This is a genomic window from Acinetobacter sp. ANC_7511 (assembly GCF_056779975.1).
Genome location: NZ_JBWYIY010000003.1, coordinates 1 through 13,303 on the forward strand (window position 1 = coordinate 1; position 13,303 = coordinate 13,303).

The 13,303-nt window shown below is 38.8% G+C and carries 10 protein-coding genes; 4 read left to right on the top strand and 6 right to left on the bottom strand.

Annotated features, from left to right (window positions below; translation table 11 throughout):
- The coding region (locus AC1M9L_RS02565) for a BapA/Bap/LapF family large adhesin (protein WP_481591250.1) at window positions 1-3,107 on the top strand (3,107 nt) is incomplete at its 5' end.
- 96 nt (window positions 3,108-3,203) lie between these two features.
- On the opposite strand, the gene AC1M9L_RS02570 is transcribed toward AC1M9L_RS02565, so the two are convergent.
- A complete protein-coding gene (locus tag AC1M9L_RS02570) occupies window positions 3,204-4,166 on the bottom strand; it encodes an alpha/beta fold hydrolase (protein WP_092765922.1) in 963 nt (320 codons plus the stop codon).
- 105 nt (window positions 4,167-4,271) lie between these two features.
- On the opposite strand from AC1M9L_RS02570, the gene AC1M9L_RS02575 reads away from it, so the two are divergent.
- Window positions 4,272-4,595, top strand: coding sequence for an MGMT family protein (locus AC1M9L_RS02575; RefSeq protein ID WP_481588556.1), 324 nt, complete (start codon window positions 4,272-4,274; stop codon window positions 4,593-4,595).
- A 32-nt stretch (window positions 4,596-4,627) separates the two neighbouring features.
- On the opposite strand, the gene AC1M9L_RS02580 is transcribed toward AC1M9L_RS02575, so the two are convergent.
- Window positions 4,628-5,068, bottom strand: coding sequence for a universal stress protein (locus tag AC1M9L_RS02580; protein WP_092765923.1), 441 nt, complete (start codon window positions 5,066-5,068; stop codon window positions 4,628-4,630).
- A gap of 412 nt (window positions 5,069-5,480) precedes the next feature.
- Here AC1M9L_RS02580 and AC1M9L_RS02585 point away from each other — a divergent pair, with 412 nt between their 5' ends.
- A complete protein-coding gene (locus AC1M9L_RS02585; RefSeq protein ID WP_228143061.1) occupies window positions 5,481-6,305 on the top strand; it encodes a hypothetical protein in 825 nt (274 codons plus the stop codon).
- A 7-nt stretch (window positions 6,306-6,312) separates the two neighbouring features.
- On the opposite strand, the gene AC1M9L_RS02590 is transcribed toward AC1M9L_RS02585, so the two are convergent.
- Complete coding sequence (locus AC1M9L_RS02590) at window positions 6,313-6,939, bottom strand: CatB-related O-acetyltransferase (protein ID WP_481591251.1); 627 nt, start codon at window positions 6,937-6,939, stop codon at window positions 6,313-6,315.
- A 104-nt stretch (window positions 6,940-7,043) separates the two neighbouring features.
- Between AC1M9L_RS02590 and AC1M9L_RS02595 the strand changes: the two genes are divergently transcribed.
- Window positions 7,044-7,661, top strand: coding sequence for an FMN-binding negative transcriptional regulator (locus AC1M9L_RS02595; RefSeq protein ID WP_481591252.1), 618 nt, complete (start codon window positions 7,044-7,046; stop codon window positions 7,659-7,661).
- Between the two features lie 49 nt (window positions 7,662-7,710).
- On the opposite strand, the gene greA is transcribed toward AC1M9L_RS02595, so the two are convergent.
- The 3 genes from greA to carA all read right to left on the bottom strand — a co-directional run bounded on the left by greA (window position 7,711) and on the right by carA (window position 12,672).
- The gene (greA, locus tag AC1M9L_RS02600; RefSeq protein ID WP_035266896.1) at window positions 7,711-8,187 is read right to left on the bottom strand and encodes a transcription elongation factor GreA; all 477 of its coding nucleotides are present in this window, start codon (window positions 8,185-8,187) and stop codon (window positions 7,711-7,713) included.
- Window positions 8,188-8,281: 94 nt separating this feature from the next.
- The gene (carB, locus tag AC1M9L_RS02605; protein ID WP_180028121.1) at window positions 8,282-11,515 is read right to left on the bottom strand and encodes a carbamoyl-phosphate synthase large subunit; all 3,234 of its coding nucleotides are present in this window, start codon (window positions 11,513-11,515) and stop codon (window positions 8,282-8,284) included.
- Between the two features lie 14 nt (window positions 11,516-11,529).
- Window positions 11,530-12,672 (bottom strand): glutamine-hydrolyzing carbamoyl-phosphate synthase small subunit, encoded by a 1,143-nt coding sequence (gene carA / locus AC1M9L_RS02610; RefSeq protein WP_035266900.1) that lies wholly within the window; start codon window positions 12,670-12,672, stop codon window positions 11,530-11,532.
- Window positions 12,673-13,303 lie beyond the last annotated feature (631 nt).

Here is a 13,303-nt window from a genome sequence, read left to right on the forward strand (position 1 = left end):
GTAACACAGGTGAATCTCAGCCAGAGAGCTTCGAGGTTGACACAGTAGCGCCTGAATTAACCATCGATGAGCTTAAGCCAACAAACGATACCACTCCTGAAATTACTGGTAAAACAGAACCAGGAGCGATAGTTGATGTTGTGATCAAAGACAAAGACGGTGAAATTGTCTCTGAAGGTAAAGCAGAAGTTGATCCAGAAGGTAACTGGACGTATACACCGACTGAAGAATTACCAGAAGGTCATTACGATATTGAAGTAACTCCGACTGATAAAGCGGGTAACAAAGGTGATACTTCTAAAGAACAGTTAGAAGTTGATACAACACCTCCTTCTGACATTACTATTGATCCAATTGGTGGTGATGATTTCGAATCGAATGATCCTCAACCTGAAATTACAGGAACAGGTGAGAAAGGTTCGCTAGTGGATATCGTGATCACCGGTCCAGATGGCTTCGAAGAGAAGGCCACTGTTGAAGTTGGAGAAGATGGTAAATGGTCGTATAAACCAGAAGCTGAGTTGGAAGAAGGTGACTACAAAATCGAAGCTACTCCTAAAGATGAAGCTGGAAACGTAGGTAATCCAACGGAACAAGATTTTGTAATCGACTTGACACCACCAGATATCGATATTGATCCGTGGGAAGATGATAATGATCCTTGGTTAGATATCGATCCTTGGGATGATGAAGAAGCTGCATGGGATGTGAGTGAAGCTGCATCTGTACAGGCAGTATCATTAGCTGCTGAGCCTCAAATTGCTGCATTCTCTGCTTTCGCTGCACGCTCATTATTTATTGCTGAACCAGTAGTAACAGCATCTCAAGTAACGGCGGTTGATCCAAGTATTAATTATACTAATGATCCACAACGTACGATTAGTGGTAATACAGTAAATAATCCTAAAGAGGTTGCTGTAGAGATTAAAGATGCTAACGGTGCTGTGGTATCTAGTGGTTTAGCAGTGTTGTCTGCAGGCCGTTGGAGTTATAAACCATCAGAACCTTTAGCAGATGGTATATATACACTTGTAGCTACTGCACGTGATGCTGCTGGTAATACTAGCCGTACAGTTTCTTTAAAATTTGGTGTAGATACACTTTCACCTGATTTGTCAGTTGAAGAGTTATATCCTACAAACGATACTACTCCAGCAATTTCTGGTTCAACTGAACAATATTCTAAAGTTCAAGTCGTGATTAAAGATAAGAATGGAAATACTGTTGTAGATGCACCAGCTTCTGTAGATAGCTCAGGCAATTGGACATTTACACCGCCAAGAGATTTAGCGGATGGAAATTACACAGTTGAAGTAACATCTACTGATTTAGCTAAGAACAAAAAAACTGAAACTCAGCAATTAACAGTTGATACTCAAGCTCCTGATGCTGTGATTATTAATCCAATTACAGATCCAAGTGACTTGAAACCAGTATTAACAGGTAAAGCTGAAGCGAATACTACTGTCGAATTAGTGATTAAGGACTCTACAGGTCGAATTATTGATTCTGCACTTGTTCCTGCTGATCAAAATGGTAATTGGACATATCCAATCAACAATAATTTACCAGAAGGTACAATTATCGTTGAAGCTAAAGCGATTGATGAAGCTGGAAATGTCGGTCCTTCATCAAGCATCGGCTTCGATTTGGATGTGACTCCTCCAGATGCGCCAACGGCAACATTTAATGCAGATGGTTCATTAGTAACAGGTACTGCACAAGCTTTATCAACTGTTAAAGTAAAAGATGCAAACAACAACGTGATTGGTACAACCACTGCGGATAGCAATGGAAACTACTCAATTAAGTTGATACCAAGTTTAAACGATGGACAAAATGTATACGTGACAGCTTCTGATGTAGCGGGTGAATCTGCACCACGTCAAGTGACTGCTCCAAACATTCCGTTGGATGCCATTGATAATGTTGCTAAAGCTGGTATTGAATACGAGTATCCTGTTACAGAGAAATTCATTAAAGATGCGATTTCATATAACTGGTTGATTGGCTTCCTCGGAATTACGCTTGGTAAAACGAGTGGTGCTACAGAGTTTACAATCGGTGCTAATAAAACAGCTGACGTACAGCTTCAAGTGAAGTCTGCATCTTGGGCAACATTGTTTGACTCTGTGAAGATTAACCTTTACAAGCAAGATAGTTCAGGTAAATGGGTGCTGATTGCGAACGACAAGTCTTCTGGTTTATTTGACTTTATTGGAATTTTTGGTGAGTACGCACATATCAACTTAGATGATTTATCTACTGGTAAATATCGTATTGAAATGAGCAACGCTAATCTGGCTTCTTTACCAGGTTATGTACAGACTAATTTAGTAATTAAAGAAACTGATACAAGTACAACGCCTGTTGTGAAGTCAATCACTGAAGCGAAAGGTAATGTGATTACTGATCTTGATGCTGTACATGGTAAAGATCTTGTAGTTGCCGGTGCTGTTGTGAAAGCTGTAAATGGTGTTGCGATTAATGGTGCAACAACAATTAAAGGCGAGTTTGGTACATTAACTATCGATGCAAACGGTACATACGCTTATAAGCCAAATGCAAACTTAAACGCGATTGGTAAAACGGATGTCTTTAAATACACGATTACTGATCCTGTAACTGGTAAGTCTGATACAGCTCAATTAGTACTTCAAATTGATTCTAAATCAGGTTCACCATTGGCTTGGAGCAAATTCACACCAGAAGCAAATGCGAATGATGCTGATGCATTGGCGAATGAAACAGCAGGTAAGTTTAATTCTACTTACTTGAATGAAACAGTTTCTGCTAAAGGTTTGGATAAGTTGATCTTTAATGTGTTAAATGACAACAGCCATAACGGTGGTAACGGTGTTGACACAATCAATGACTTCCAATTAGGCAGCAATGTGAAGATTGATGTTTCTGAGTTGTTATCTGATAGTGCAACTGCTCAAAACATTGATAAATTCATCTTTGTCGAGAAAGATGGAAACAATACGAAGTTAAGTATTGATCGTGATGGTGCAGGTACAACTTATAACAAGGTTGACCTCATTACTTTCAACAATACTGATGTTTCACTTCAAGACTTGTTGAACAAAAACCACTTGTTGTTCTAATAGACTAATGTGAAAAAGAGGAACTTCGGTTCCTCTTTTTTTATTCAAGAATAAAAAAAATGGGACATTTAAAATGTCCCATTCATTGTCTATAACTTATTTGAGTAGATTAAGAAAATTTAAATAATGTTGTACGAGGATTTGTTCTTGTTCCAATATTGGTGTATGACCTACACCTTTTAAGATGATAGGCTCTTGAGCATTTTTCAGTAATCCTTTCAGTTCAGCTGCAGCTTCTACATTAATAATTTGATCACGATCTCCCCAAATGATGAGTGTTGGTTGATCGATTGAACGAGCAGCTAGCGCAAATGTTTCAGGTGTAAATGATTTGGACATGAGAATAAGTTGCTCAACGAGTTTCGTGTTATTCGTAACATTGGATATCATGAGCTTTTCTTGTTCGACTTTCAGTTCGTTCGGTATAAATGGAGGTTGCTGCGTAGCAATTTTAAATAATCGATCAAAATCTCCAGGTTTAGAAACGATAAAATTTTTGAGTAAGTTTGGGTCTTTTAAGTAAGGCGTATTGGCAGATTTAAATACACCTGCACTGTTAATGAGTAGTAATGATTTAGTATCGATTGGATACTGAGCTGCATAAAGTAATGCTACAGCACCGCCCATGGAGTGACCGGCAACATTTAGATTTTGATCAACATGAATGGCTTCCGCAAAGCGACGTAATTTTTCGGTTAGATTTGGAATTGAATAATCAAAATCTGCAGCTACTTTACTATCACCTTGTCCAGGTAAATCAGGGATAATGACGTGATAATGTGGTGTCAGATAGCGAGCGACTCGGTTCCAATTATCCCGACTGCCTGCAAGACCATGCACAAGCATAAGTACTGGTTTGCCTTTGGTTCCACCTTCACTGTAAGCCCAATCGATGTCGGAGACTTTAATGCGCTTGGTATTCAGTCCAGCCCAAGCACGTTCTTGTTGTAAAATATTTTGTATATTTATACTGCTTGGCGCGGCTTGAGTTGTCGATGTAATAGAGATTGTACCGACTGCAATTGAAGCAGCAAGTAAGTGTGAAAATATCCTTTTCATTGTATTTCTCTGTGTATTGTTATTGTGCAAATTTAGATTAAGTGAGTCTGTTATGAAATGCATTTGCTCAAATCAATCATCCGATAAACTATAGGTCAATTATTGATGAATCGATCAGTATCAGCGGAAATGGCACAGTTGATCTTGGCCACAGTATCACAAATTCCTTATGGGAAAGTAGCCAGTTATGGTCAAATTGCTGCGATGTCAGGACTGCCTAAACATGCCCGTTTGGTTGGTCGTGTTTTGAATCAATTAGATGTGAGTAGCGACTTGCCTTGGCATCGTGTCATTAATGCGCAAGGTAAAATTAGTCATCTGCGTTTGGATGATCAAGGTTTTAATTGCCAGCAAGCTAGATTGCTTAAAGAGGGTATTGTGTTTAACAATGGCAAAATAGATTTTAAAGTTTTTGGATGGTTCGAGTAGCTCCGTATGATGGTATACGGAGCTATCCGTTATTATTGCTTTACGACAAAAACAGGTACATTGACTTCAGTGATGAGGCTTTGTGCGACACTGCCCATAATTAATTTCTTGAATCCTGAGCGACCGTGCGAGCTGATAACAATCAGATCAATATTAAGCTCATCAATTGACTTCATTATTGTGCGGTGAATACTTTCTCCTTCGAGTATTTTAGTCTCTACGTCTACTCCATATTCATTAAACTTTGCTTTAGCTTGAGCTAGGTTATCTTCAATAAATTTTCGTGCTCGTTCTATTAAAAGATTCGACTGCCCATCTGAGAGATATTCTGCTGCGATATAGGGATCGAGTGTCATCACTTGAACAACAGTAATGTTGCTGTTAAATGCTTTAGCCAAATCAACAGCATGCTGAACGACGTTGAGTGCTACTTCTGAACCATCCACTGGAACGAGGATATGTTGATAACTCATGTTGTTCTCCTTTTTTAACCGTTTTAATTAAAAGTGTATAAGTTCATCATAGACCTTAATTGTTCAAAATAAAACCAAGTGTAAAACTATGGTTTTTTATATTAAGTTATTGTTTTTGATTTATTATCTTAAATTTTAGAGATATAAGATAGTAACGAACTATGAAGAATGAAATTTGATTAACTGAATCATAAAAAGATCAATTTGAAAGTATTGTAATGAGTAGAGATGTAATTATGGGTGTTTCAGATCTCTATAAACTCTAGAGTTGATATTTAGAATTAAAAAAAGTATTAGCCTTACTTTAGCGACTATATTTTGAAAACCCACTCCGTTTGAGTGGGTTTTTTTATGTCTTTAAGAGTGATAATGATAAGATATTTGGAAAATAAGCAACTGAATTCTATATTTAATGAATAAGAAGTTTTTTGAATGGATTAAAGTGAATATTGGAAGTTGTTTATCATGGGCGATAACTTTTGGTTGGTTAATTTTTATCTATTTAAAAATTCACAACGGTGTAATACCTAAAGATTTAAATGAATTTGGTGATTTTATTGCGGGAGCTTTTGCTCCATTAGCATTTTTTTGGTTGGTTAGAGGTTTTTATCAACAGGGCAAAGGCCTTAAGCAAAATTCAGAAGCTTTAAAACTTCAAGCAACTGAGTTAGGAAAAACGACTCAAGCATTGGAATTGCAAGTAAAAGAAATGCAGGCTTCTGTAGAGCAGCAGTCACGTTTGACTAAGGTGTACGAAGAAGAACTTCAGCAAAAGCATTTTCAAGTGCAACCTTATTTTGAATATGCTTTTAAAGTGACGAAGAATTATTTAATTGATGAGCCTATATTTGATGTAGATGATAATGTCATTGATATTTATGAGGAAAGAAGAATCGAGTTTACTTTAACAATTAAGAACTTTGGTGATAGGGCAAGAAATTTGATAATTAGATCTCGTAAAGGACAACCCTATATTCAAAGAAAACAGTATAAACTTGAGAATTCAGAAAACTTTATTATAGTTTTTGAAGTTGATGGTAAGTTCGCGCAAGAATTAAGTGAGGGAAAACACAATTTGGTAAGGATGTTCAAAGTTCAATACCAAGATATATATGGTAAATCTTACGATGAATACATTAAGTGTACTGTCAACCCAATTACTTTCCATGATGATGACAATATTTATTTACATGAAGAAATTAATTTGGTTGCAAGAGAAGAAGCACTACAATCTTAATATAATTTTACGTAGATGATGTAATGTACTTCACTAAATTTTCAATATTATCGGTCTGCAACTGTTCACGCATTTTTAAAAACTGCTTTTCGTCTAAATCATAAAGTTTTAGAGAAAGCAGTTTTTTAATATCTTGTTCAGAAAAGCGATATTTAATAATTTTCGCAGGTACACCACCTACGACAGCATAAGGTGGCACGTCTTTGGTGACGACAGCACCAGTTGCCACCACTGCGCCTTCACCAAGTTTTACCCCTTGCATAATCATGGCACGACTACCAATCCAACAACCATCACCAATGACAGTATCGCCAGCAGGCACAAAACAACGCGTATCAAAAGGAAATGCCGAAATCCAGTCGGTACGGTGTAACTGATTTCCGCCCATCATGATGACGCACTCAGCACCAAAACAGACAAAATTGCCAATATAAAGCTGATCGATGGGTTTTTCTGGTGTCGAAGCTTTGTCATGTAGATAACGCACCACACAACGCTCAAAACCTTCATCCCAATATGCTGAGTAATAGCTATAATTGCCTTTGATATGAATATTCGGATTTTTTACCGTTTTAGAAATAAATTCGAACTCACACCAATGATTGACAGGCGAGTTGATCAGCTTTTCAGACATGGTGAAATAAAAGGAGAATATTTTAGGGCATTATATACCAATTAAAACTTACATCCTGAATAAAAACTTTTATATTCATTGAGCATTAGAAGAATGGAAAAGCTATGTTTGTTGAAACAGAATTTAGAGAAGATAGACCTGAAGAAATATATAGAATAATAAAGGAGTATCCTCTTGCATCTTTGGTCGCACAGACCCAAACAGGGTTAATTGCTGAACATATCCCGCTCATATTAGTAGATGAACAAACATTGAGAGGACATGTTTCATTGCAGAATACACTATTCAATCATTCGATTTTGAATAATCAAATACTATGCATCTTTAAAGCAGAGGATGCTTATATTTCACCGAATTATTATCCTTCAAAATTTGAAGATCACAAAAAAGTACCTACTTGGAATTATCAAGTTGTACACATTAATGGTGAAATTCAGTTTTTTCATGATCAGAAAACTAAACTTGCAGTATTAGGTCAACTCACCCAACAACATGAACGTATCACGAATGGTAAAAATGCTTGGAAAATGGCAGATGCACCAAAAGATTTCTTGATGGAAATGCTCAACCATTTTGTTGTATTTGAAATTAAAATTGAAAGAATCATTGCTAAATCAAAACTAAGTCAAAATAGAGAGGAAAAAGATTTTCGTAATGTTATTACGAAGCTTCATGAAGCTGGAAAAGTGCATCTAGCAAAAACAATGAATCAATTAAAATGAAAATAAAAAACCCCTCATCAGAGGGGTTTATAGCCTAAAATATCAAGAATTAAAGATATTCTACGCTCACAATTTCGTATTCAACTTCACCTTGAGGTGTCGTAATTTTAACTTCATCGCCTTCGTTTTTACCCAAAAGACCACGCGCGATAGGGGAATTCACAGATATTTTGTTAATTTTAAAATCTGCTTCGTCGTCACCAACAATTTGATACGTTTTACGTTCTTCAGTATCCAAATTTTCAATTGTGACAGTCACGCCAAAAACAACGCGTCCATTTTGCTCAAGTTCTTTAACGTCAATCACTTGTGCAGCACCCAATTTTCCTTCGATATCTTGGATACGGCCTTCACAGAAACCTTGTTGCTCACGTGCAGCGTGGTATTCCGCGTTTTCTTTGAGATCTCCGTGTTCACGTGCTTCAGCAATCGCTGCTGTAATACGAGGACGATCTACAGTTTTAAGTTGGTGTAATTCTTTCTCAAGCGCTTCTTTGCCTTGAGGTGTCATAGGATAACGTTGCATAGTTGTCCCTCAAAAAAGTAAGTATGAAAAATACTAAGTCTATAAATGAAAAAAAGCCCGCCACCAAGAGGTGGCGGGACTTCTTGGTAGTGTATTAACCTACTGTTTGTAAGTCTTGCAAACGATATACATCCATTGGCAATTTGATTGCTAAAGCTTGGCAAACTGCATCTGCACCATTAAGGGTAGTCGTATGATAGACCTTACCTTGAAGTGCAGAACGGCGGATTGAGAACGAATCCTGCTGAGCTTGTTTACCTTCTGTTGTATTGATAATGAGGTGTATTTCGCCATTTTTCAAGCGGTCCACAATATTTGGACGACCTTCAGTCACTTTATTTACACGTTCACATTCAATACCAGCAGCTTTAATCACGTCATACGTGCCGCCAGTTGCAAGAATTTTGAAACCAAAATCAGCAAGTTGTTTTGCAATACCTGCTGCACGTGGTTTATCAGAATCACGTACAGAGATGAACGCATGTTTAACTTCACCTTCCGTTGGAAGACCTGGTAAACGCTCATTTGCACCTAATACAGCTTTATAGAATGCTTCACCAAATGTTTTACCAACACCCATTACTTCACCTGTAGATTTCATCTCAGGCCCAAGGATTGGATCAACACCAGGGAACTTGTTGAATGGGAACACTGCTTCTTTAACAGAGAAGTGCTCAGGGATAATCTCTGTAGTGAATCCTTGAGATTCTAAAGATTGACCCGCCATACAACGTGCAGCGACTTTCGCTAAAGACTCACCGATACACTTAGATACAAACGGAACTGTACGTGATGCACGTGGGTTCACTTCTAAGATGTAAACGTCTTCGCCTTTAACAGCAAACTGTACGTTCATTAAACCAACAACACCAAGCTCTTTCGCCATCGCGATAGTTTGACGGCGCATTTCGTCCTGAATCTCTTTAGAAAGAGAGTAAGGAGGGATCGAACATGCAGAGTCACCTGAGTGGATACCTGCTTGTTCGATGTGCTGCATGATACCGCCGATCACCACGTCTTTACCGTCAGATACGCAGTCTACGTCAACTTCGATCGCGTCGTCTAGGAAGCGGTCAAGAAGAACAGGGGCATCGTTAGAAGCTTGAACAGCATCACGTAAATAGCGACGTAACTCTTCATCGTTGTATACGATTTCCATCGCGCGACCACCAAGTACATATGATGGACGTACTACAAGTGGATAGCCAACTTTCGCTGCTTCAGCCATACCTTCTTCAGCAGATTTTACAATGCTGTTGTTTGGTTGACGAAGTTGCAGACGTTGAATCATTTGTTGGAAACGTTCACGGTCTTCTGCACGGTCAATCGCATCAGGAGATGTACCAATAATTGGTGCACCAGCTTCTTCTAAAGCACGAGCCAATTTAAGTGGTGTTTGACCACCGTACTGTACGATGATGCCTTTTGGCTTCTCAATACGTACGATTTCTAACACATCTTCGAGTGTAATTGGTTCGAAGTACAGGCGATCAGATGTGTCATAGTCAGTAGAAACCGTTTCAGGGTTACAGTTCACCATGATTGTTTCATAACCGTCTTCACGCATCGCAAGCGCCGCGTGTACACAGCAGTAATCGAATTCGATACCTTGACCAATACGGTTAGGACCACCACCGATCACCATGATCTTGTCTTTGCTAGACGGGTTTGATTCACATTCGTCATCGTAAGTTGAATACATATACGCTGTGTCTGATTCAAACTCAGCAGCACAAGTATCTACACGTTTGTAAACTGGGGTTACGCCCAAATTCCAACGATGTTTACGGAATTGTTTTTGTGAAATACCCATCAAGTTCGCAATGCGAAGGTCAGATAAACCTTTACGTTTAAATGAACGGATGTTGTCCGCATTTAGATCGCCAAAACCTAAAGTTTTGATTTGGTTTTCTGTTTTGATGATGTCTTCGATTTGGATCAAGAACCATTTGTCGATCTTAGTCGCTTGGAATACATCTTCTAATGTAAAGCCGTGACGGAAAGCATCAGCAACATACCAAATACGCTCAGGACCCGGAACACGAAGTTCTTGTAAGATTTTCTCACGCGCGCCTTCCGCACCCACTTCGATTTTTTCATCAAAGCCAGTTGCACCCACTTCAAGACCACGAAGTGCTTTGTTCATAGACTCTTGGAAGTTACGACCAATCGCCATCACTTCACCAACAGATTTCATCTGTGTGGTTAAAGTTGCGTCAGCTTGTGGGAATTTCTCAAAGTTGAAACGTGGAACTTTAGTTACAACGTAGTCAATCGCAGGTTCGAAAGATGCTGGAGTTGTACCGCCAGTGATGTCGTTTTTAAGCTCATCAAGGGTATAACCTACAGCAAGTTTTGCAGCGATTTTCGCAATAGGGAAACCAGTTGCTTTTGAAGCCAATGCAGAAGAACGAGATACACGTGGGTTCATCTCGATCACAACCATACGGCCAGTATTTGGACAAATACCAAACTGTACGTTAGAACCACCTGTTTCTACACCAATCTCACGTAACACTGCTAAAGATGCATTACGCATTAACTGATATTCTTTATCTGTTAATGTTTGTGCAGGTGCAACAGTGATTGAGTCACCTGTGTGTACGCCCATTGGGTCAAAGTTTTCAATCGAACAGACGATGATACAATTGTCGTTTTTGTCACGAACAACTTCCATCTCATATTCTTTCCAACCAATTAAAGATTCATCGATCAATAATTGTTTGGTTGGAGAAAGATCGAAACCGCGTTCACAGATTTCAAGGAATTCTTCTTTGTTGTATGCGATACCACCGCCTGAACCACCCATGGTGAATGATGGACGGATAATCACTGGGAAGCCGAAACGTGCTTGAATTTCTAGAGCTTCTTCCATCGATTCAGCGATTGCTGCTTTTGGACATTCAAGACCAATTTTACGCATTGCTTGGTCGAAAAGTTTACGGTCTTCCGCTTTTTCGATCGCTTCTTTCGTTGCACCAATCAATTCAACATTGAATTTTTCTAAAATGCCATGCTCATCAAGGGCAAGGGCACAGTTCAATGCAGTTTGACCACCCATTGTTGGAAGAACTGCGTCTGGGCGTTCTTTCTCAATGATCGCTGCAACAGTTTGCCAAGTGATTGGCTCGATATACGTTGCATCTGCCATTGCAGGGTCAGTCATGATCGTTGCAGGGTTAGAGTTTACCAGAATTACACGGTAACCTTCTTCACGTAATGCTTTACATGCTTGTGCGCCTGAGTAGTCAAACTCACACGCCTGACCGATAACAATTGGACCAGCACCAATAATTAAGATGCTTTTAATATCCGTACGCTTTGGCATTATTTGCTCCTCAATTACTTCTTAGATGCTTCAATAAGTTCGATGAAATGATCGAACAATGGTGCGCAGTCATGTGGACCTGGGCTTGCTTCCGGGTGACCTTGGAAACTAAACGCAGGCTTATCTGTACGATGAATCCCTTGAAGAGTTTGATCGAACAATGATTTGTGCGTCGCTTTAAGGTTTGCAGGTAATGTTTCTGCATCCACTGCGAAGCCATGGTTTTGAGAAGTAATCATCACTGTACCATCTTCGATGTTTTGTACAGGATGGTTAGCACCATGGTGACCATGAGGCATTTTCACCGTTTTAGCGCCAGAAGCGAGAGCAAGAATTTGGTGACCCAAACAAATACCAAATACAGGTACGTTACGAGCATCTTCAACAATTGTTTTTACAGCTTCAATTGCATAGTCACATGCTGCAGGATCGCCAGGACCATTCGATAAGAATACGCCATCTGGATTTAGAGCAAGAACTTTTTCAGCAGGAGTTTGTGCAGGCACAACAGTTAATTTACAACCGCGGTCTGCGAGCATACGTAAGATGTTGGTTTTGACACCGTAATCATATGCGACAACATGAAATTTTGCTTCTGGTTGGGAGAAACCTTGACCTAATTTCCAAGAACCTTCCGTCCATTCGAAACCGTTTGGATCACAGCATTCTTTCGCAAGGTCTAAACCATTCAGACCGCCGAATGCACGAGCTTTTTCTAAAGCTTCTTCTTCTGTAATATTTTCACCAGCTAAGATACAACCGTTTTGTGCACCTTTAGCACGTAAAATACGTGTCAGTTTACGTGTATCAATGTCAGCGATAGCGACAACATTGTGAGATTTTAAGTATTCGCCTAAAGATTGCGTAGATCGGAAGTTGCTGTGCAATAAAGGTAGGTCACGAATGATCAATCCGTTTGCCCATACTTTATGAATTCGACCTGACTCAGCGTCTTCATCATTACAACCTGTGTTACCAATGTGTGGATAGGTAAGCGTAACAAGCTGTTGTGCATAACTTGGGTCAGTCAAAATTTCTTGATAGCCAGTCATGGCAGTGTTGAAAACGACTTCACCAGTCGTACTACCCGATGCACCGATTGACGTTCCTTTAAAGATCGTACCATCGGCAAGGGCTAAAATTGCTGGGGTGCTCAAACCAAAGCTCCTGAAATTTAGGCTGTAAAAAAGCGAGTAGACGAAAAAAAAGGAAGGCTACTTTAAAACCCACCCTCCTTACATCTGCTCGCTTGAACTTAACACGGCATTATACGCAAACACCTTGATAAAGTCCACGTAAATAAACCTGAATTCGTCAGATATATACCTTGTAATTTGTTTAAAAGTCTGCTTTTTAAACTTTGGACAAAAGTCTAAGAATGTAAGAATTGTTTAATAATTCAAAAGTTAAGTTTTATCACGATTTATCAAAATTTATGTAGACTTACAATTAATAAGCTAAGTTTCTGAAACAGAATAACAAAGCTTCTGAAAAGCTGATTTGTTAAATAGAACAAATGTTGAAGTTGCTCCAAATGCTTCCTAAAAGTTCGAAAAAAGTACTAATTAGGTCAATTTACAAGTATTTTAGAAAGGACTGATTAAATATGGAAAATAGAGGTAAATATTGAATTGCTTGTTAAAAGCGTAGGTTCAATTATTCAAAGATGAAATTGGTAGTTAGCATGCTGGGTTTTAAAAATTAAACCGAGATCGAATTTAAAGAGATTTGACGCTACTTCGGTGTTTGTGAAGAAATATTTAAGAGCAGATTTGGCTGTTCAAGTGA

What these genes read in the sequence shown, in the direction of transcription:
- AC1M9L_RS02590 (WP_481591251.1), bottom strand. Translation starts at nt 6,939, where the DNA reads ATGTCTGAAAAGCTGATCAACTCGCCTGTCAATCATTGGTGTGAGTTC.
- AC1M9L_RS02580 (WP_092765923.1), bottom strand. Translation starts at nt 5,068, where the DNA reads ATGAGTTATCAACATATCCTCGTTCCAGTGGATGGTTCAGAAGTAGCA.
- greA (WP_035266896.1), bottom strand. Translation starts at nt 8,187, where the DNA reads ATGCAACGTTATCCTATGACACCTCAAGGCAAAGAAGCGCTTGAGAAA.
- AC1M9L_RS02595 (WP_481591252.1), top strand. Translation starts at nt 7,044, where the DNA reads ATGTTTGTTGAAACAGAATTTAGAGAAGATAGACCTGAAGAAATATAT.
- AC1M9L_RS02575 (WP_481588556.1), top strand. Translation starts at nt 4,272, where the DNA reads ATGAATCGATCAGTATCAGCGGAAATGGCACAGTTGATCTTGGCCACA.
- carB (WP_180028121.1), bottom strand. Translation starts at nt 11,515, where the DNA reads ATGCCAAAGCGTACGGATATTAAAAGCATCTTAATTATTGGTGCTGGT.
- AC1M9L_RS02570 (WP_092765922.1), bottom strand. Translation starts at nt 4,166, where the DNA reads ATGAAAAGGATATTTTCACACTTACTTGCTGCTTCAATTGCAGTCGGT.
- AC1M9L_RS02585 (WP_228143061.1), top strand. Translation starts at nt 5,481, where the DNA reads ATGAATAAGAAGTTTTTTGAATGGATTAAAGTGAATATTGGAAGTTGT.